The sequence below is a fragment of the Pseudomonas sp. StFLB209 genome, assembly GCF_000829415.1.
Classification (GTDB): domain Bacteria; phylum Pseudomonadota; class Gammaproteobacteria; order Pseudomonadales; family Pseudomonadaceae; genus Aquipseudomonas.
The window spans coordinates 5981793-6002653 of sequence record NZ_AP014637.1; the positions used below are offsets into that span (position 1 = coordinate 5981793).

Annotated in this window: 16 protein-coding genes and 1 pseudogene; 14 read left to right on the forward strand and 3 right to left on the reverse strand. The window is 61.8% G+C overall.

Annotated features, from left to right (window positions below; all coding sequences use genetic code 11):
• From PSCI_RS26550 to PSCI_RS26565, 4 genes and pseudogenes are all read left to right on the forward strand, one after another.
• Nucleotides 1-891 (forward strand): glucurono-1,5-lactonase, encoded by an 891-nt coding sequence (locus PSCI_RS26550; protein ID WP_045492843.1) that lies wholly within the window; start codon nucleotides 1-3, stop codon nucleotides 889-891.
• A gap of 161 nt (nucleotides 892-1052) precedes the next feature.
• A complete protein-coding gene (locus tag PSCI_RS26555; protein WP_045495056.1) occupies nucleotides 1053-1565 on the forward strand; it encodes a sigma-70 family RNA polymerase sigma factor in 513 nt (170 codons plus the stop codon).
• Entirely contained in the window at nucleotides 1565-2218 is a 654-nt protein-coding gene (locus PSCI_RS26560; protein WP_045492846.1) for a ChrR family anti-sigma-E factor, read from the forward strand. Before PSCI_RS26555 ends, PSCI_RS26560 begins: the two co-directional genes overlap by 1 nt.
• A gap of 486 nt (nucleotides 2219-2704) precedes the next feature.
• A pseudogene (locus PSCI_RS26565) lies at nucleotides 2705-3217 on the forward strand (RNA-guided endonuclease InsQ/TnpB family protein); the annotation flags it as partial.
• Between the two features lie 346 nt (nucleotides 3218-3563).
• Here the strand turns inward: PSCI_RS26565 and aroA are convergent.
• A complete protein-coding gene (aroA, locus tag PSCI_RS26570; protein ID WP_045492849.1) occupies nucleotides 3564-4826 on the reverse strand; it encodes a 3-phosphoshikimate 1-carboxyvinyltransferase in 1263 nt (420 codons plus the stop codon).
• Nucleotides 4827-5026: 200 nt separating this feature from the next.
• Between aroA and PSCI_RS26575 the strand changes: the two genes are divergently transcribed.
• A complete protein-coding gene (locus tag PSCI_RS26575) occupies nucleotides 5027-6088 on the forward strand; it encodes an RNA-guided endonuclease InsQ/TnpB family protein (RefSeq protein ID WP_045492851.1) in 1062 nt (353 codons plus the stop codon).
• A gap of 13 nt (nucleotides 6089-6101) precedes the next feature.
• Here PSCI_RS26575 and PSCI_RS26580 read toward each other — a convergent pair whose 3' ends face one another.
• Both PSCI_RS26580 and PSCI_RS26585 read right to left on the reverse strand, forming a co-directional pair.
• Nucleotides 6102-7055: a sensor domain-containing diguanylate cyclase gene (locus PSCI_RS26580; RefSeq protein ID WP_045492854.1), complete on the reverse strand. Its 954-nt coding sequence runs from the start codon at nucleotides 7053-7055 to the stop codon at nucleotides 6102-6104.
• Between the two features lie 3 nt (nucleotides 7056-7058).
• Nucleotides 7059-8057 (reverse strand): response regulator, encoded by a 999-nt coding sequence (locus PSCI_RS26585; protein ID WP_045492857.1) that lies wholly within the window; start codon nucleotides 8055-8057, stop codon nucleotides 7059-7061.
• A gap of 914 nt (nucleotides 8058-8971) precedes the next feature.
• Here PSCI_RS26585 and wecB point away from each other — a divergent pair.
• The 9 genes from wecB to PSCI_RS26630 all read left to right on the forward strand — a co-directional run bounded on the left by wecB (nucleotide 8972) and on the right by PSCI_RS26630 (nucleotide 20856).
• A complete protein-coding gene (gene wecB / locus PSCI_RS26590) occupies nucleotides 8972-10219 on the forward strand; it encodes a non-hydrolyzing UDP-N-acetylglucosamine 2-epimerase (protein WP_045495059.1) in 1248 nt (415 codons plus the stop codon).
• A gap of 48 nt (nucleotides 10220-10267) precedes the next feature.
• On the forward strand, nucleotides 10268-12472 hold the full coding sequence (locus PSCI_RS26595; protein WP_045492859.1) for a cellulose biosynthesis cyclic di-GMP-binding regulatory protein BcsB: 2205 nt from the start codon (nucleotides 10268-10270) through the stop codon (nucleotides 12470-12472).
• Between the two features lie 12 nt (nucleotides 12473-12484).
• Nucleotides 12485-14593 carry a glycosyl transferase family protein gene (locus PSCI_RS26600; RefSeq protein ID WP_045492862.1) on the forward strand — a complete coding sequence of 703 codons (2109 nt, stop codon included), beginning with the start codon at nucleotides 12485-12487 and terminating at the stop codon, nucleotides 14591-14593.
• Nucleotides 14590-16545, forward strand: coding sequence for an NfrA family protein (locus PSCI_RS26605; protein ID WP_045492863.1), 1956 nt, complete (start codon nucleotides 14590-14592; stop codon nucleotides 16543-16545). The genes PSCI_RS26600 and PSCI_RS26605 overlap by 4 nt, the downstream gene beginning before the upstream one ends.
• A 2-nt stretch (nucleotides 16546-16547) precedes the next feature.
• On the forward strand, nucleotides 16548-17420 hold the full coding sequence (locus tag PSCI_RS26610; protein ID WP_045492865.1) for a hypothetical protein: 873 nt from the start codon (nucleotides 16548-16550) through the stop codon (nucleotides 17418-17420).
• A gap of 443 nt (nucleotides 17421-17863) precedes the next feature.
• Nucleotides 17864-18304, forward strand: coding sequence for a CsgE family curli-type amyloid fiber assembly protein (locus tag PSCI_RS26615; protein WP_045492867.1), 441 nt, complete (start codon nucleotides 17864-17866; stop codon nucleotides 18302-18304).
• 10 nt (nucleotides 18305-18314) lie between these two features.
• The gene (locus PSCI_RS26620; RefSeq protein ID WP_045492869.1) at nucleotides 18315-18734 is read left to right on the forward strand and encodes a curli assembly protein CsgF; all 420 of its coding nucleotides are present in this window, start codon (nucleotides 18315-18317) and stop codon (nucleotides 18732-18734) included.
• A gap of 70 nt (nucleotides 18735-18804) precedes the next feature.
• Complete coding sequence (locus PSCI_RS26625; protein WP_045492871.1) at nucleotides 18805-19941, forward strand: hypothetical protein; 1137 nt, start codon at nucleotides 18805-18807, stop codon at nucleotides 19939-19941.
• A 90-nt stretch (nucleotides 19942-20031) separates the two neighbouring features.
• Nucleotides 20032-20856: a CsgG/HfaB family protein gene (locus tag PSCI_RS26630; RefSeq protein ID WP_231906518.1), complete on the forward strand. Its 825-nt coding sequence runs from the start codon at nucleotides 20032-20034 to the stop codon at nucleotides 20854-20856.
• The last annotated feature ends 5 nt before the right edge of the window (nucleotides 20857-20861 follow it).

The following is a 20861-nucleotide window of genomic DNA, read 5'->3' on the forward strand; positions in this document are numbered from 1 at the left end:
ATGAGCGCCGAACTGATTGTCGACGCCCGCAATGGCGTGGGTGAAAGCCCGGTGTGGAGCGTCGCTGAGCAAGCGCTGTACTGGGTGGATATTCCCGCCGGTCAACTGCAGCGCTGGAGCCTGGCCGATGGCAGCCTGCGCAGCTGGCAAGCACCAGAGATGCTCGCCTGCATCGCCGCCGACGGCCAGGGCGGCTGGGTGGCCGGCCTGGAAAGCGGCCTGTTTCATCTCAAGCCGCAGAGCGATGGCAGCCTGACTCACCAGCTGCTGGCCGAGGTCAGCCATGCGCGACCGGGCATGCGTTTCAACGACGGCCGCTGCGACCGGCAGGGCCGCTTCTGGGCCGGCACCATGCTGATGGACATGGCCGCCGCCGCCCCGGTCGGGGCGATGTACCGCTACGGCGCCGGCGATAAGGCCCTACCCGTACAGCTCGACGGGCTGATCGTGCCCAACGGGCTGGCCTTCAGCCCGGACGGCAAGACCCTGTACTTGTCCGACTCGCACCCGGATGTACAGAAAATCTGGGCTTTTGACTACGACATCGACAGCGCTACACCCCACAATCGCCGCCTGTTTGTCGACATGCAGCCGCATCCGGGACGCCCGGACGGCGCGGCAGTAGACGTCGATGGCTGCTACTGGATCTGCGGCAACGACGCAGGGCTGATCCACCGTTTCACGCCGGACGGGCGGCTGGACCGCTCTGTCGCCGTGCCGGTGAAAAAGCCCGCCATGTGCGCCTTTGGCGGCGCCAACCTGGACACCCTGTTCGTCACCTCGATCCGTCCGGGCGGCGATCTGTCCGACCAGCCTCTGGCCGGCGGGCTGTTTGCCGTGAACCCCGGCGTGCAGGGTCTGGCTGAGCCGATGTTCCGCCTCCAGGCATAGATTCAAGTGATCCATTTTCTTCCGGGCTGCGTATAAGCAGGACAACCACGCCCGGAAGATGGATCATGAGCGGCATCGCCACCACCAGGACCTTGCGCCACGTGTCCAGCCTGCACCCCGACCCGTTGGCCAGCCGCCTGTGGCTTGCCGAAATCGATGCCGTGGCCCGTCACCGGGATCGCGACAGTTTCATGCGCATCTACGATCACTTCGCGCCGCGCCTGTTGCGCTACCTGATGGGCCTGAACATCTCCGAAGGTCAGGCCGAAGAACTGGTTCAGGAGACCCTGCTCAAGCTCTGGCACAAAGCCGACAGCTTCGACCCGGCGCGTGCCAGCCTGGTCACCTGGCTGTTTCGCATCGCTCGCAACCTGTACATCGACACCGTGCGCAAGGACGGCGGCTGGGTGCAGGTCCAGGACTCGCTGGAGCAACTTGAGCGACTGGAAGCGCCTCAGGATGCCTCGCTGGACTTCAGTGCCCGTCAGGCCCAGCAACTGGACAGCGCGCTCAAGGCCCTGCCTGCCGATCAGGCCCGGGTGCTGCAACTGTCGTACTTCGAATCCCTCAGCCACCGGCAGATCGCCGAGCGTCTCGGCCTGCCCTTGGGTACGGTGAAATCCAACCTGCGCCTGGCTTTCCAGAAGCTGCGCGCCACGCTCAAGGAGTCGTGATGACCCCGCTCCATCATCTGGATCATGCCACCCTGGTCAGCTATGCCAGCGGTGCCTTGCCCCAGGCACTTTCACTGGCCACGGCTGCGCACATGGAGCTGTGCGCGCAATGCCGAGGCCAACTGCGTGAAGCCGAGCGCATCGGCGGCGCCTTGGTGCAACAGCACCGCAGCACCGTGGTGCCGATCCGGGGCCGCTCAGCGATGCTCGCTCGCCTGGACGAAGCGGCGCCGGCTGATACGCCTCACAGGCCGCCACAGCCCATTGATGCCGATCTCCTGCCGGCGTGCCTGCATGAGACATTCGGCGAGCGCTACAGCCAATTGCAATGGAAAACCCTGCTGCCGGGCATCCGCCGGGTGCAGGCCAAAGGGGTGCGTGAAGGCAACCTGATGCTGCTGAACATCGCCCCCGGCATGGCCATGCCAGTGCACAGCCATGGCGGCAGCGAACTGACCCTGGTGCTCAAGGGCGCGTATGAAGATCGTCTGGGACTGTTCAAGCCCGGTGACATTGCCGACCTGGACGAAGACATCGAACACCAGCCCATCGTCGCCGGCGACCAGCCGTGCATCTGCCTGGCCGCCACCGATGCGCCACTGCGCTTTAACGGGTGGGTATCGCGGCTGTTGCAGCCGCTGTTCAAGATTTGAGATTTGGGCAGCGTAAAGCCCACCGCTCGCTCCCACCGTATTTCAAGTCAGAATCACAGTGGGAGCGACCTTGGTCGCGAAGAGGCCGGTAAGAACCCTACATCTGCTCTGGATATACTACCGTCTTCACGAGCGAGCTCGTTCCCACCGTATTTCAAGTCAGAATCGAGCTGGGGCCAACTGGCAGCCCCTCCTCTTTTTCAGCTTGCTCAGCACTGACCATCGGCGCGCGACAAGCCCCGCCGTTCAGGGCGGGGAAGGATAGCGCGGACGGCGTAGCCGTCCCTGGTTGCCGTGGGGTGTCTGCTGCTGCTCGATGTACGCACCGCCACAGGATTATGCGCAGTAACACGGCGACACAGATGCCCTTCTACGGCGGTATTTCGTTACAAAGACCCCATAGGCATGCAGCTTGAAAACACCGTGCCGTCGGCGCCTAATGTCGTCTTCCTAGCTCATGGCTCAAGAGCAGCATGTAACGACTTCCAGCGCATTCACTCCCGCATCGGCAATGCCCGCTGAGACTATCTGCACAAGTGCTCGACCACGATCAGCCAAAACCACGCGATGGTGTGTATCGAGGACTTGCAGGTACGAAATATGTCCAGGTCGGCGGCAGGCACGGCCGAGGCGCCGGGAAGAAACGTTCGGGCCAAGTCTGGCCTGAACAGGGCCATCCTCGATCAGGGCTGGTTCGAGTTCCGCCACCAACTGGACTACAAGCTGGCGTGGCGCGGCGGCTGGCTGATTACCGTGCCGCCGCAAAATACCAGTCGCACGTGCCCGTGTTGCGGCCATGTGTCGGCGGCCAACCGCCAGACGCAAGCGTTGTTCAGGTGTCTGGGATGTGGTTTCGAAGGCAACGCCGATGTGGTCGGGGCGATCAATGTACTAAGGGCGGGACACGCCCGGTTAGCCTGTGAAGTGAGCGCAGAGGTCATGGCGCCAGCAGCAGGAACCCACCGAAGCGACTCGGGGGCGGCTCGATGCCGCGCCTGAGCGCCGTAGGAATCTCCGGCCTTCAGGCCGGGGAGGATGTCAATAGGCAAACCGGCGCATCCGAAGATGCCATGCGCACGGCCACCATGAATGAAGGCCGAATACAGGCACCTTCAAAAGAGGTGGCGCGTTACGCCAAGTCACGTCGGGCTACCACACCCGGTCGCTGATGAGCAGCGACTGGCGCAGACTAGACAGCCAAATATGCAGGCGCAAGCGGTCGGGATTTTCTCGAAAATGTCCTTCAAGAGAAAGAGAGATTTCGTGCAAACATCCGTAAGAAGCAGACTAAAATGCCGCATTTCGTGACCGAAACACAGCACTTCAATCAGATCGCTTTGGGGCTTCAATCCACCCGCTGCAACGCCACACCCAGCGACTCCAGCGCATCCCAGTAACCCGGATAGGTCTTGCCGACACACAGCGGATCCTGGATGCGAATGCCGGCGACTTTCAGGCCGGCCAGGGCGAAGCACATGGCAATGCGGTGGTCGGCGTGGGTGTCGATCAGCGCATCGACGGTTTGCCCGGCCAGTGCCGGATTGGCGTGCACCAGCAGGTCATCGCCCTCTTCCACTGCCAGACCTGCAGCAATGCCGTTCAGGCCATCGGCCAGGGCACGAATGCGGTCGCATTCCTTGACCCGCAGGTTGGCGATGCCGACAAAGCGCACCGGCTGGTTGTTGAACGCGGCCAGCACGGCCAACGTCGGTACCGCGTCTTGCATCTGCGATCCGTCGATCACTGTCGGCATGTTCGGGAACTGCGCGATCAACTGGCTGGCCAGCGCATCGGGCTGGGTGAAGGCATCGTTGGCCACGCCCAGATCAATCTCGCCGCCGGTCAAGGCCTGAGCGGCCCACAGGTAGGTGGCGGCTGAAGCGTCCGGCTCGATATGGAAATCGGTGGCGTGATAACCGGTGGCCGACACCCGCCAGGCCGCCTCGCCGATGGCTTCGACTTCGGCACCGAAGGCCTTCATCGCCGCCAGGGTCAGGTCCACGTAACCGCGGGCACCGATCTCACTGCCGGTCAGCGCCACCTCGATCGGCCCCTGACCGCAAGCACCGGCCATCAGCAATGCCGACACGTACTGGCTGGACAGGTTGCCGTCGATCTCGATGCGTCCGGCCGCCAGGCCGCCACGGCCCTTGATGGCCACCGGCGGGCAGCCGGTCGGCGCGCTGGCTTCAACGCCCATGCGCTGCAAGGCATCGACCAGTGGACCGATCGGTCGCTTGCGCATGTACTCATCGCCATCAACCACGAACTCGCCGTCGAAGTTGGCCAGCGCGGCGGTCAGAAAACGCGTGGCGGTGCCGGCATTGCCCAGCACCAGCGGCTGGCCTGGCGCGTTCCAGCGGCCGCTGCTGGTGACCACAAAAGTGCTGGCATCCGGCTCATCGACCTGCACACCCATCAGCCGCAGCGCCTCGGACATCACCCGGGTGTCGTCGCTCTTCAACGCACCGGTCAGGCGGCTGGTGCCCTTGGCAAGGCCGGCCAGCAGCAAAGCGCGGTTGGTGATGGATTTGGAGCCCGGCGGGCTGACCCGACCGGTCAGCGGGCGGTTGACAGGCACAACGGTGATCGTGGATTGAGGTCGCATGATGCCCCTGAAGGATGTCGGCGGAAAAAGCGCGATCCTAGCATGGGAGGACGACAAGCCCTAAACCACCGTTAGGTTGAGGATTACCAAGCTGGCGCGAAAAGCCCCTTCCTTCAGGTGGGGGATGAAAGCGCCACCGCGAAGCGGTCATAGGATTAAGATCCAAATAAACCGCCCCCATTCTGTATTTCATGACTGAAATGAACGCGACCAGAACCCTCAAGGTTCGAGTGCGAGACAAGCACGCAGCGCAGCTGCGTGAAGCTTCTCGCGCTGTGAATTTTGTGTGGAACTACGTGAACGAGTTGAGCTGTCGCTCGATTCGTGAGCATGGTCGTTTTCTGTCGGCGTTCGACATTCACAAGTACACCAACGGGGCCGGCAAAGACCTGGGACTGCACAGCCAATCGGTGCAGGCTGTTGCCGACGAATATGTCACACGGCGCAAGCAGTTCAAAAAGCGCCAGCTACGCTGGCGCTGCTCGGGCGGCGCCCGGCGCAGTCTGGGCTGGGTGCCCTTCAAGGTCGGCGCGGCTGTCTGGAAAAACGGCCAGGTCGTCTTCAACAGACAGCACTTCAAGGTCTGGGACAGCTACGGCCTGGCGGGCTTTAAATTCAGATCCGGTAGCTTCAACGAGGACAGCCGTGGACGCTGGTATTTCAACGTCGTGGTCGAGGTCGACCGGCAGTTATCGCCAGGCCAGGACGCGGTGGGTATCGACCTCGGACTGAAAACCACGGCCACCTGCAGCGACGGTGATCGCCTTGAAAGCGGCAGGTTCTACCGGGATCTGGAGAGCGCGCTGGGCACGGCCCAGCGCGCCGGCAAGAAGGCCCGTGTGCGGGCGATTCACGCCAAAATTGCGAACCGCCGCAAGGATGCCCTGCATAAGTTCAGCAACGCGCTGGTCGCGCGTTGTGGCGTCATTGTGGTGGGCGATGTGAACTCACTGAAACTCGCGAAAACCAGGATGGCCAAGTCGGTGCTGGACGCCGGCTGGGGCCAATTGAAAACCATGCTGGAATACAAATGCGATCACGCAGGCACGGTTTTCAAGGTTGTCAGCGAGAGAAACACCACCCAAACCTGTTCGAGCTGCAAGCAATTGCCGGACTCGAGGCCGAGAGGTATCGCAGGGCTTGGAATAAGGGAATGGACTTGTTGTGGGTGCGGTGTCACCCACGACCGCGACGTCAACGCCGCAAAGAACATTCTCGCGCTCGGGCATGAGCGTCCAGTTGTGGGAATCCCAGCCCTTTAGGGCCGGGAGGATGTCAATCCTGCACCGTCACCCGGTTGCGGCCGTTTTTCTTCGACTGGTACAGCGCCTGGTCGGCCCATTCGATCAAGGCTTTGTAACCGTTGCTCGGTTTGCTGAGGTCAGCCACGCCCAGGCTGATCGTGCAGCGAATGCTCTGGCCTTCGTGTTTCACCTCAAGCGCTTCAACCGCCGTGCGCAAGCGCTCGGCAAAGATACGCGCGCCTTCCTTGTCGGTGTCGGGCAGCAGCACGACGAACTCTTCACCGCCATAACGGCCGGCTATATCGGCACCGCGTACCTGAGCACGGACCACCTCGGCCATCGCCTGCAGCACCTGATCGCCCACCTGATGCCCCCAGCTGTCGTTGACGTGCTTGAAGTGATCGATGTCGAGCATCACCAGCGAGGTCTGTGAACCGTAGCGACTGTGCCGGGCGTATTCCTGTTTGAGCGCTTCTTCCCAGTGGCCGCGGTTGTTCAGGCCAGTCAGCCGGTCGGTGCTGGAAAGCTTCTGCAACTGGCGGTTGGCGTTGAGCAGTTGATGCCGGTTGGCCGCCACGTCAGTGACGTCATAGATCACCAGGCAGGTGTGGCTGATCTGGTTGTTGGTGCCACGCAACGGAAACAGGCTGGTGTTCTGGTACATGAACTCTTCCTGGCCGGTGATCGGCTGGTAGTTCTTGAAGCGCACCAGGTACGGCCGCTGTTCCCAAATGGTGAATGCAGGCGTGCCCAAGGTGATGACGTTATCGACCTTCTTGCTGAACCAGGCCCGGTTGAGTTCCGGAAACAGCTCGAAGAACGACTTGCCGATGGCCTCGAACGGAATCACTCCGGAGCGGTTTTCCATGAACGTGTTCCAGACCTGCACTTGCAGGTCGCGGTCCAGCACGACAATGCCCACATCAATGTTCTGAGTGACCGCCAGTAGCCAGTGAAGCTCTTTGATATCGATACGCTCGTTCATGGATCAGCTCATCATGTAGGCAAGTTTGTTCGTGAGCCGCTCGACCGAGTCTTCGGTGAACAACATCAACAGATCGAAGTGAATATTGTGTCCTTCAACGCTGTAGCTGACCTCGACGGCCAGGGTCTTCTTCCAGCGTTTCTGGTTGACGTCGATCAGGTCGTCGATGCCGCCCTGCTGACCAAGAATCTGCGGGTGGCCCAGCGAAAACGGCACGTCGATCTGCTCACCGATACCGCTCAGGCAGGCACCGATCACCAGAGTCGAGAGGTCCAGAAGCATTTCCATGTCGGTGTAATCGGTGGAGTCTCGCTGCATCAGCCGGGCGATGTCGGCGACCTCCGAGTCATGCAACAGCAACAAGGCTTCACCGGCAATACCGCCGCCGATGTAACCCTGGCACACGGCGGTCAGCCGCTGACCACGCTGAGCATCGGCCAGGGCCATGTGCAACTCGCCCACCTCAAGCATATTGACGTTGGGTACCGGCAGTTGCACGAACACCCCCAGCACCTTGGCCAGCAACGCCGCGGCACGGCCCATGGCGACGTTGACCGTCTCGCGCATGGCATCCTGAAAGCTGATCCGGCCATCGGCGCCAGCAACGATATGCGGCGCCTTGACGGCAGGCGGGCCCAACAGCGCCAGGCGACTCAGGGTCGCTTGCAGCTCGGTGGGGTCAGCAGGCTTTTTCAGAAATGCCAGGGCGCCCAGCTCCATCACTCGCCGCACCGCTTCGTCCTGGACATCCCCGGACACCACAACGACCTTGGCCGCCAGTTGCTCCGAACGGATCGCTGCCAGGGTCTGATAGCCGTCCATCACCGGCATGGTCAGGTCCAGCAGAACCACCTCGCCCTGCCCCCGGCGTATGGCATCGAGGCCTTCAAGCCCGTTGGTGGCCATGGTCACCGACACATCCCAGTCTTCAGGCAAGGCCCGGAGTAACTGCTTGCGCGCCATGTTCGAGTCATCGCAGATCAGTAGCGCTATCGTGGGCATCGCATGGTTTCTCACTGCAAAGAAAAGTTTCAGACCAATAATGGAACAGCCTTGATGGCCATTGGCAAAGAGCAATTAAAAGCGAGCGTATAACACTCAATGCTGCCTGCGAAACGTTACGGTGGGTGGAATATTCACCTTTGCGCCCGCTTGCCTGCAGCAATGCAATTAGCATGCTCAAGCCCTTGCAGCACGGGCTTGCCAGAAAATACCAAGCCTGTGCGAAGACCATTGCAATACGCCGCAGGACAGCCGACGGCCGATCAATATTGAACCCGCTAATCATTCTCAACCCGGCCGATGATTAACCGCCCGCGGTTGACGACTAATAGTGCGCAAACACGGCACTCAACGCATCAGCCTGCTGAACTTTCCCACCTTGCGGCGGTCCTGTTTCGCCCTGTACGAAATGATTGAACTTTTAATTCCTCGCACTCTACGCGTTCTGCCAACCCGTTCGCCATTCTGCCAATATGCAGGCGTCATAGTGCTGACATTAATGACTCCGCTCAGTCGAACAACAGTCGCTAGCCAATGCGTGAGCGTCAGATAATTAATACCCTCAAAACAGCTCAATCAAAAATAGAAAAATGATAAATATCATATATTTACGATGATATCAAAACGATAACACCCTCGTTTGAGTTAATCACGACTGCCCGTAACTTCAAAAGTTTCCCGTTCTTTCCTACGCAAAAATCAAATTAATATTTTGCAATTCTTAAATTAAGTGCTAATAATCCCTGCACTTCCGGGATGCAAAGCAGTGCAGTTCTTCATCACATGATGTGACCCCCCTAGTGTCGATTCTGTTGACCCCGGTACTACGATAGAACCCGAATCATTAGTTGCCCGCACGCTGTAGCGTACGGGCCGACTGCTGTAAGCGCACGATGACTGCGCGGGAGGCCACCATCGCTAGCAACCAACCCAAAGTCCGTATTCTGTCCATCTTCGGCACTCGCCCCGAGGCCATCAAGATGGCACCGCTGGTCAAGGCGCTGGCCGCCGAGCCCGGTATCAGTTCACGGGTCTGTGTCACTGGCCAGCATCAACACATGCTGCACCAGGTGCTGGAACTGTTTGAGCTCAAAGCCGATTACAGCCTGGAGGTCATGCGCCCCAATCAAGGGCTCAACGGCCTGACCGCCGCACTGTTCGAGGCCATCGACCCGATGCTGGAGATTGCCCAGCCCGACCGGGTGCTGGTCCACGGCGATACCACCACGGCCATGGTCGCCGCGATGGCCGCCTTCCACCGGCGTATTCCGGTAGGCCACGTCGAGGCCGGGCTGCGTACCGGCGATATCCGCCAGCCATGGCCTGAAGAGATGAACCGGCGCAGTATCGACATGACCGCCGACCTGCTGTTCGCCCCCACCGCTGAGGCGCGTCGCCATCTGCTTGGCGAACGCCAGCAGGGCCGTTCGTTCGTCACCGGTAACACGGTCATCGACGCCTTGCAGCAAACGGCCCGGCGCATCGAACGCGACAGCGAACTGCGCCAGCGCCTGGACCACCAGTTCAGCTTTCTGCTGCCCAGCCGCAAGGTGTTGCTGGTGACCGGTCACCGGCGCGAGAACTTCGGCGCAGGTTTTCTCGATATCTGCAAGGCGCTGCGTACCTTGGCACAGCGTCCGGATATCCAGATCGTTTACCCGGTGCACCTGAACCCCAACGTCAAGGGCCCGGTCACCGAGCAGTTGGGCAACCTCGGCAACGTGCACCTGATCGAGCCACTGGATTACCTGTCCTTCGTGCGCCTGATGCAACGCGCCCACGTAGTGCTGACCGACTCCGGCGGCGTTCAGGAAGAGGCGCCGTCGCTGGGCAAACCGGTGCTGGTGATGCGCGACGTCACCGAGCGCCCGGAAGCCGTGGCCGCTGGCACCGTGCGGCTGGTCGGCACCGCGCCGCAGTCGATTGTCGAGGGCGTCAGTGCGCTGTATGACGACGACCTGCTCTGGCGCCGCACAGCCCAGGCCAACAATCCCTATGGCGACGGCAAAGCCTGCACGCGCATCGTCGATGCACTGATGGGCCGACCGGTCGATGATTTCGTTCCCGGCCAGGCCGACTGGCCCCGCGCAGACTGGCTACAAAATACCGCAAGCCTGCCACCGGCGGCGCACTCAGCGTATTCACGGCCGTTCAACTCCTAGTTCGGCGCTTACTTCACCCGCGATTTCCATTCGTTCGAGACCACATTGATGAAGTCCATCCCTGCGGGCGCTCTCAGCGCCCTGGCCTGGGGTGCGAGCCTGTTTGTGCTCGCCCCCAACCTGACCCTGGCCGCCGACAGCCCGCTGACCCAGGCCATTGCCCGGCTCAACAGTGATCTGCGCCAGGACCGCGAGATCCGCCTGGCGGAACTGGGCATCAAGGCGCCCATCATCCTGGGCTCGACCGATGCGCGACGTGAGCTGTACCTGCCGGTACCGGCCGGCGTGCCGCTGCTCGATGCCAGCCTGAAGTTCGATGCCAGTTACCTGAATGGCGAAGGCGGCCGCAACACCCTGTTGTTGTCGCTCGATGGCTACCCGGTGCGCGCCCAAGGCCTGAACGAAGCCCAAGGCGATGCCAGCGTCAGTCTGGGCGTCGACAAGGCGCCGCGTGACAGTGGTTCGGTGCGGCTGGGCGTGGCTTGGTCGTCGATCGTTTCCCGGGATCTATGCGAAGACGAACGGGTCATCGGCAACGTGCTGCGCATCGAGCCCGACACCCGCTTGCAGTACAGCTACGACGCCGGTCAATTGCGTGATATCGGCGCGGCCTGGAACGCCTTGCCTGGCAAACCCGGCGTGCTGGTCGCGCCCGGCAGCCTGAGCGCGCAGAGCTACGACGCGGTCTGGCGCCTGGGGGTGGCGCTGGAGCGCATTGGCAAGCAGGCGCAGATTCTGCCGTTGCGCGCCGTGGGCGATCAGCTTGATCTGAGCGCCCTGAATATCCCTGCAGCGCTGCGCAACGTGCCGGCTTTCGCCAGCCTGGCAGGCCAGGGCCGCTATACCCTCAAGACCCCCGCCGAAGTGGGTGCCCTGCTGGTGCTGGGCCAGACCCCGAATGTGCAGGCTGATCTGGCGATTGACGATGCGCAGCTGCTCAAGGCCATCAACCTGGCCCTGGACGCCTTGCAGGCCGAAGTCCAGAGCCTGGATGGTCAGGCCGCTGCCGCGCTGACCCAGTGGCGCCAACGGCATATCGGCGCAGGCCTCGGCGCGTTGGGCAAGAACGAAGCGCGCCTGGCGCTGGTCGGTGCCCGGCCGATGCTGCTGATCGCCCCCGACGCCACGGTCAAGGCCATGAGCCTGTTCAACTCGGCGTGGAACAAACTGGCCCGCAATCGTCAGTTGACCATTGCCGAAGCGCAACTGCCATTGAGCGAGGACGGGCGTCTGGCCCTGTCACGTCTGGGCGGCTCACCGGGTGGTTTGCAAGTGCTGGCCAAGAGTGACTGGAGCGCCACTTTCCCGTTGGGCAACGTTGCCTATGACGGCCGCCTGCCGGTCAAGGCGGTGGTCGATCTGGCCAGTTCACCGGGCGCTTCAAGTACCGCACCGGTGGCCTCGGTGTTTCTCAACGATTACCTGATCGGCGCCGCACAACTGGTCAGCGATGGCCACAAGCAACGCATCGAGGCGCGGATTCCGGCTTATGCGCTGGGCTCGCGTAACGTGCTGCGCGTGTCGTTCCAGCGCCAGCCAGTCAGCAACCGTTGCCTGGAAACCCCGCAGGCGTTTCCAGTCACGGTGCTGCCCACCAGCCATATCGTCCTGAAAGACAGCACGCCGGGCAGCGACTTCGCCGGCATGGCCGCACGCTTTGCCAAAAACAGCCAGATCCTGGTACCGCAAGCCTGGCTGGAGCAACCCGCCAGCAGCCTGCCAACCCTGATCAAGATCGCCGACGCGGCCGGCATCTCGCCACTGCGTGCGCAGCTCAAGGTGCAGGCCGACGGCAAGGCCGCGGTGGCCCCAGACCAGACGTTTCTGGCCTTCGAATTGCCCATCAAGGACAGCGATGCCGCTGTGCAGGTCGACGACCAGGGCCGCTTGCTGATCAACCACAAGCAGCAACGCCTGCTTGACCTGCAACAGCTGGACGGCATGGCCGCCCTGCAAGTGGTCACGTCCGGCGGTCAGCAGGGCCTGGTGTATCGCACCCTGGGCAGCCATGCCCCGCAGTTCGATGAGTCACTGCTGCTGACCCGCGGCAACGCCTCGATACTGGGTTCTGAAGGTGTGCTGTCGACCTTCGACACGCACGACCCCAGCGGCAGTCAGTTGATCGACGCCGACGAGCCACGCGGCCTGGAGGCCTGGCGTCAGCCGTCACTGCTGTGGCTGATCCCCGGTGCCCTGCTGTTGCTCGTCGTCATCCTGCTGGCCGGCCGCCGCGCCCGCCGTCAACGCCAGTAACGGGACCGCTCGATGACCTCGCTCTACTGGCCGTACTGGCTGGCTCATTACTACAGCTACCTGGAAGCCGCGACCCTGGTGGTCGCGGTGATCATCCTCATCTCCAGCCTCGACGACCTGATCGTCGACCTGTGGTACTGGGCGCGGCGGCTGTACCGCAAGTACACCGCCGAGCGCCGCTACCGGCCATTGACCGAGGCGCAGTTGCTGGCCCGTGACCAGCAACCCATGGCCATCATGGTCCCGGCCTGGCTGGAGTACGACGTCATCGCGCCGATGATCGAAAACATGGTCTCGACCCTGGACTACAAGCATTACGTGGTCTTCGTCGGGACTTACATCAATGACCAGCGCACCATTGATGAAGTCGAACGGATGCGCCGCCGTTACAAGCAACTGCACCGCGTCGAGGTACCGCATGCCGGGCCGACCTGCAAGGCCGACTGCCTGAACTGGGTGATCCAGGCGATCTTCCACTACGAGAAAACCCACGGCATGAGCTTTGCCGGCACCGTGCTGCATGACAGCGAAGACGTGCTGCATCCGCTGGAGCTGCGCCTGTTCAACTACCTGCTGCCGCGCAAGGACATGATCCAGTTGCCGGTGGTATCGCTGGAGCGTAACTGGTACGAGTGGGTGGCAGGCACTTACATGGACGAGTTCGCCGAATGGCACGGCAAGGATCTGGTGGTGCGCGAAAGCATGACCGACACCGTGCCTTCGGCCGGGGTCGGCACCTGTTTCTCACGGCGCGCCCTGGAAGTGCTGGCAGCGGAAAACCAGAACCAGCCGTTCAACACCGACAGCCTGACCGAGGACTACGACGTCGGTGCGCGCCTGGCCAAATACGGCATGAACGCGATTTTTGTGCGCTTCCCGGTGCAGTTCCGGGTGCTGCGCAAGTCGTGGTTTCGCAAGCCGTATGAATCGACCCTGAACATGCCGCTGTGCGTGCGCGAGTTCTTTCCCGATACCTTCCGCACCGCGTTCCGCCAGAAAGCCCGCTGGACCCTGGGCATCGGCCTGCAGGGCTGGGAGCAGATGGGCTGGAGCGGCTCGCTGGCCAACCGTTATCTGTTGTTTCGCGACCGCAAGGGTATCGTCACCTCGTTCGTCAGCATCCTGGCCTACCTCATCCTGATTCAACTGGTGGCGCTGATCGTGCTGCGCTACAGCGGCCTGTGGGATACCAGCTTTCCGACCCTGTTCGATAACAGTGACCTGTTGAGTGTCCTGTTGCTGGCCAACGGCGCGGCACTGCTGTGGCGTATGGCCCACCGTTTCTATTTCACCAGCGTGCTGTACGGCTGGCAGCACGGGCTGTTGTCGATCCCGCGCATGGTGGTAGGCAACTTCGTCAACTTCATGGCCGCCGCCCGCGCCTGGCGCATGTTCCTGATTGGCAAGCTGCTGGGGCGCAAGCTGGTCTGGGACAAGACCATGCACGACTTCCCCTCCACCGACCTGGTGGCCAGCGCGCCGCGCAAGCTGGGCAGCGTGCTGCTGTCGTGGCAGGCGATCAGTGATGAGCGGCTGCAAAGCGCATTGGATGAACAGCACAGCCGTCCCCTGCCGCTGGGCCGAATCCTGCTGAGCCGTGGCTGGCTGGATGACGAAACCCTGGCCGAGGCGATCGCCTTTCAAAATGACCTGCCACGTATCTTCGACCTGCAGGCGCAGTGTCAGGATGACCTGCTCGACCATGCGCTCGTCCTGCGCTGGCGTGCCGTGGCGCTGGGCGCAAATGAACACGGCCAGCCACGCATCGCCGTGACCAGCCCGCTGAGCGACGAAGCGCTGCAGCAAATCAGCATCGCGCTGGGCGGTGAGCCGTTGCAGTTGATTGCCCGGGAAAGCGAAATCAACGCCCAACTGCGCCGGATCGGCGCCGCCACACACGGCCAGCAACCTGCCAAAGGCACGCCGCTGCTCGGCGACTTGCTGATCGAAGCCGGGCTGATCGACCGTACGGTGTTCGACCGGGCGATGCTCAATTATCAGCCACAACAACACGGAAGAATCGGCGACTACCTGGTGGATCTGGGCGTGTTGCCGCGCGAGACCATCGAACAGGCCGTTGAACGCCAATACCGTTTTGAGCCAATGGAGTCCACGCCATGAAGCGCGCACTGCTGCCGTTAATGGCAAGCCTGGCCCTGCTGCCGGCCAGCGTCATGGCCGAAGTCCTGCCGCTGGCCTTGAGCGGCCCGGCGTATCACCTGGCCAACGAGGCTTACCTGGCCTATGACCGCAAAGATTACGACCAGGCGGTCGCCAAAGCCCGTGAAGCCCTGCGCCAGCGTCCTGATGTGAGCGAGCTGAACGATCTGGTCAAACTGGCGCTACGTGACAAGGATCGCCGCGACCACCCCGAGCGATACCCCGATGCACGGCCAAAACCCGGTTATCTGGCCGGTAATCAGTCGCTGCGCGAATACCGCAACGGCCATTACGATGCCGCCGCCAGGGCTGCACTCAAGGCCATCAGCCAAGCGCCTGAAAACCTCGACTATCGGCTGATGCTGATCGAAGCCCTGCAACGCCAGCAGAAGCTGGAGCAAGCCCACGCAGCCACCACCGAGGCCATCGCAACATTGGGGCCGCAACCGGAGCTGGTGCGCCGCCGACAGGCGATCGAAGAACAGCAGTCGGTAGTGATTGCCGCCAAAGGCTACGAGGCTCTGGCCCAGGGTGACAACGACAAGGCAGTGAGCCTGGCCCATGATGTGGTGCAGCGCTATCCGCAGAACGTCGCGTACCGGCGCTTGCTGGTCAGTGCCCTGATCGCCCATCAGCAATACGAAGCGGCCCGCGCCGCCGCCAGCGAAGCCTTGGCCCTGCAAGGCAATGACGCCACGCTACTGGCCCAGCGCGGGCAGCTGCGCCAGCGCCTGGGCGACGACGCCGGCGCGCGCCAGGACTACGCCCAGGCGCTCGCCGTAGGCAACTTGCCCGACCGTGAACGCGCGGCGCTGTATGCGGCCATGGGCCAACCCGATACAGCGCTTCGCTATCTGCAACAGGCCCGGGCCAAGGGCGAGCTACAGGCCGGCGACGAAGTGCAGATTGCCTACTTCCTCAGCCAGGCCGGCGAGCAGGATCAAGCTTTGGCGACGTTTCGCCAGGTGGACCGCAGTACCGGCCTTAAACCGGTCGACCTGCGCAACGCGGCCTATACCGCACAGCGCAGTGGCAATGACGTGCAGGCGATTGCCTACTTCGAGCGGGTGCTCGATTACCAGCGGGCCGGCACGCTGGACATGAGCGAACAGGAGGTCTTCGACACCCGTCGCTCGGTCGCCGACCTGTCACGGCAATGGAGCCTGACCAACACCAGCACTTACCGCGGCGCCAGCACCAGCAGCGGTCTGGGCGGCGCACCGGGGGCCAGCAACGACAGCCTGCAAAACAGCACCGAAGTGGCCTGGCGCCCGCTGGGCTACAACAATGCGCGGTTCTTCGAGCTGTACGGTCGGCTGACCGACACACTGTGGAGCAAGGACGACAACGACACCGGTCGCGATGCCTTGCAAGGCGCGCTGGGGATCCGCTTCAAGCCGTTGTCGGCGTACAACGTGATGCTGGCCCTGGAGCGCACCTTCCCGCTGGCCGGCTCGAATGTCGACGGCGACTGGCTGGTGCGCCTGGGCTACGGCTCAAGCATCGGCACCGACCTGCGGGTCGACAAACCCAGCTGGTGGACCTCCCAACTGTATATGGAGGCCGGGCGCTACCTGCAGAACAGGCGCAACTACTTCAACAGCGAATGGCAGATCGGCCGCAGCATTCGTCTGGACCGTATCAGCCGCCGGCTGGTGATTTTCCCGCACATCGTGGCGGCCGCCGACTACGACTCGAAGATGCGCAGCCAGGTCGATGACCTGGGCCGCCAGCGCAGCTCATCCGGCAACGCCGGCGGCGTCGGAGTCGGTGTCGGGGTGCGCTACTGGATGCGTGAAACTCGTAGCAAGGCACCACAGTCCTACATTGACCTGTCGTTGCAATATCGCGAGCGGGTCTTCGGTGACGATCGCGCCGAAGGCGTCTTCGCTCGCTTTACCTACTCGTGGTGACCATGCCCCAGCTACCGCTGCTCCGTCGTCTGTCAACCCGCGCCCGGGTGCTCACCGGCGTGCTGCTGGGCTTGATAGCACTCGGTACCGGATTGCTCTATGCCATCGACAGCGAGCGGCCCGCGCCCGACATCGCCGGCATCGTCTGGCAGCCGGACAACGCGACGGTGGGCATCCAGGGCCAGTGGCACACACTCGGCGCCAAAGAGCTGCTGGTGCAGTGGTCAGTGGTCGACGATCAGGCATTCATACCCGGCACCGGCCTGCCGGGCGTGCCGGTGATGCCCGACTGGGAACGCATCGCCCGCGAACCCTGGGCGCAGGGTGTGATTCTCGGCCTGGCCGGCTATTTCAGCGAAAACCGCTCACGGGACAACATCGAGCACCTCGCAGCGTTGTCAGAACAGCTGGCCAGGGTCCAGACACCGCTAAACGTCACCGGCTGGTATTTCCCCGCGGAAGTCGACCCCAGCTGGACCCGCGCCAAAGAGCTGCCCGCGCTACTGGCCAAACTGCCTCGCCCGCTGTGGATCAGTGTCTATGACGGTGCCAACATCGGCCCTGCCGCCACTGCCGACTGGCTGCAGAGCTGGCTGCCGGCAGATGTCGGGGTGTTCTTCCAGGACGGCGTGGGCGTCTATGCGCGCACCGCGCCGGTGGCCCGCACTTACATGGACGTGCTCAGCCAGCGGCTGGGCAAAGACCGCGTACGGCTGATCGTCGAAGCCTTCCGGCCGCAATGGGGCGGCGGCTTTCGTCCGGCAACGCTGGATGAGCTCAAACCACAAATGGCAGCGTATGCCGGCTATCCGCTGTACCTGTTCGATGGCCCACACTATGTGACGCCTGAGCTGGTCGAGGGTCTGAACCAATAAACATCTGCCGGGGTGCCGTAAGACAACAACCGGCACGGTTAAATACCTCACTCAAATGAATGCAACTAATAATTCATTTGATGCCAAATAACGCCATCTTATATCCGGGCAGCGGCCTATAAGCCGCCTTTATATTTCATCGCCCGCGGGATTCTCAACACCCATAACCGGCCCACCGTTAGATCATGCCTTTAATGGCTTATGTGCTCAACCCGTCAAATTAATTGACGTCACCTCTTCGCCTGACGGCCCCTGATGAAAGGCTGGCGCGCCCAGATCTATTATTGACGCCAGAAAACACCCCATAAGCCCATTCATTTCGTTAGTTATAAATAACAATTTGGCGCCAGAAAATTATTTCCTGTTTAGTTTAAAAAACAGTAGCACTTTGTAATTAACCAGTTATAAATTGGCATCACACACCTGTTGTGACTCAACGACCCATGAACTACTTCCGGCTCCTGAGCGTTCTCGTTCTGCAACTGGTACTGGCCTCTATTGGCTTGGCGCAGTCGAGTGTCGATCAAACGCCAGCGCTGACGCAAAAACGCACGCTCGACCAGGACGTGGGCGGTCTGGTCGTGGCGCAAACCATGACCCTGGCAGGTCGCGCGTTCTACGACAGTTTCGCCAGTGCCTGGAACGACAAGGACCCCGATGGCCGCTTTAGCGTGTCCATCAGCGAACGGCCCACGGCCCGGCTGGGCAGTCAGGTGTTTGTCGATTACGGCCACCGGCGCCTGGTGCAGATGTTTCTGCCGCCTAACCGCAGCCTTATCCCGGCGTTGGGCGCCAATGCCGCAGAGCAGGTTTATCAGGCAATTCTGGAGTATCAGGTGGCACAGTTTTTTGACGATCCCGATATCGGTCGCGACGAACTCTAAAGGTAAGGTTATGCACCGTTATGCTTTGTTGCCTATCAGCCTGGGGCTGCTCTTTATTCTGGGCGGTCGCGTGCAGGCCAGCGAACTGGTCTACACACCGGTCAACCCTTCATTCGGTGGCAATCCGTTGAACGGTTCGGTGTTGATGAACCAGGCCACGGCACAGAACAAGTTCAAAGAGTCCAGCGCGTCCACCACCCAAAGTTCGCTGGAGCAGTTCAACAGCATGTTGCAGAGCGCCATTTTAAGCCGGGTCTCTTCGGCAGTGACCTCCAGCATCGTGGGCGCCGATGGCAAACTTTCGCCCGGCGTGGTTGAAACCACCGACTTCAGTATTGCCATTACCAACTTGCAAGGCGGGCTGCTACAGATTGTCACAACCGACAAAAGAACCGGCCAGACCACCCAGTTTCAAGTGAACCAACCGTAATACCGCCGTACTTGCTGTTCCTGCATTCACCGACCTCAAGAACCTGATCCTATTAATAAGGAAGACGTCCATGCGCACTCAAAAATCCCTGCTTTCACTCGCGGTTCTGGTTGCCCTGTCCGGTTCTGCACTGGCTGACAACAGCACCGTCAACGCCATCCAGAACGGCTCAAGTAACGCCATTACTTCGACTCAGATCGGTGCCAACCAGTCCTCGGTCTATGCCGAGCAGAACGGCAGGCGCAACACCGCCGGTATCGAGCAGACCGCCACCAGCAGCAGCGTGAGCGCGGTGCAGGCCGGCAGCAACAACACCGCGACAGCCCAGCAAAACGGCAACAGCAACCAGACCGGCATCAAACAGGTTGGTAATGGCGGTCAGACAGCCGCTGTGAAACAGGGCAGCGCGAACAACACCGCCAGCGTCGAGCAGACCTGGAACACCAACAGCACCGTGCAGATCGACCAGGGCCATACCTACGGCGGCAACAACAACCAGGCGTACGCCACCCAGAACGGTAACAACGGCACCACCAGCAACACCATTCAATGGGCCGGCTCAAACAACCTGGCGTCGAGCAACCAGCAAGTCAACAACGCTGCGCAGTCCACCATTAGCCAGCGCGATGGCAATAACAACAAGGGCTGGGTGACCCAGGTCGGCAACAACGTGGCCACCGCCACCATTGCCCAGTCACGCGGCGACAGCAACGAAGGTTCGATCAACCAGCAGTACGCGATTTACAACAACGCGGCCGGCATCGACCAAAGCTATGGCAGTGCCAACAAAGCGGCCATCGGCCAGAACGGCGGCTGGAACAACACCGCCACCGTGACCCAGGCCAACGGCAACCAGAACCAGGGTTATGTCACCCAGACCGCCGTGGCTGAGAGCAGCGCCGCCGTCAAGCAGACCCAGGGCAGCAACAACACCGCCAACGTCAACCAGTCCTACGGCTGGAAACTGGTCGCCAACGTCGAGCAGAAAGGCAACAACAACCAGGCCAACACCGTGCAGACCGGCGCTTACAACGAAGCCCGCCTGCTGCAGGACGGCTACAACAACGTGGCCAACGTCAACCAGAGCGGCATCGGCCTGGTCGGTCAGAGCAACGTCGTGGCGCTGACCCAGGCCAACAGCAACAACGTGGCCAACGTTACCCAGACCGGCGGCGCCGGCAACACCGCCACTATCACCCAGCGTTAATGGCTGTAGCCCCGCCGCTCACCCGGCGGGGCGTTCTGGAGAGTCACGGACATGTACATCCGCGCGTTATCATTAATTGTGTGTGCAGCAATGCTGGTCAGCGGTTGTGCTACGTCCCGTCCAGCGGCGACCTTCAACCCCGCATCGCTGGCTCCCCCTACCCAAATTTCCCGCGATCTGGCCAACCTGCCAGCCCCGGCCGGCCCGATTTCCGTGGCAGTCTATGGCTTGCGCGACCAGACCGGCCAATACAAGCCTTCACCAGACAGCTCGTTTTCCACGGCCGTCACCCAAGGCGCCGCGTCACTGCTGGTGACCGCCCTGCGTGACTCGAAGTGGTTCAAGCCGATGGAGCGTGAAAACCTGCAGGACCTGCTCACCGAGCGCAAGATCATCCGCGCGCTGGAGCAACCTCAGGACCAGGCCCAGGTACAGTTGCCCCCCCTGCGGCCCGCCAACCTGATCGTTGAAGGCGCCATCGTCGGCTACGAAAGCAACGTGCGCACCGGCGGTCTGGGCGTGCGTTACCTGGGCATCGGCCCTTCAGAGCTGTATCGCCAGGATCAGGTCACCGTCAACCTGCGGGCCGTGGACATCCGCACGGGCGAGATTATCCAGAGCATCACCACGACCAAAACGATCTTTTCCATCCAGGTCGATTTCGGCGTTTTCAAATATGTCTCGCTCAAGCACCTGCTGGAAGTCGAGACCGGTATCAGCCGCAACGAACCGGTCCAGCAGTGTGTGCGTGAAGCCATCGAGACCGCGCTGGTGCACATGGTTGCCCAAGGTGTGCGTGACGGCAGCTGGCGTCTGAAAAACCCTGACGACATCAACCAGCCGCTGCTGCAGGCCTATTTGAAGAATTACGACGAACAGACGCTGGCCATGCCTCTTACCGGGTCCGACAAATAATCCTC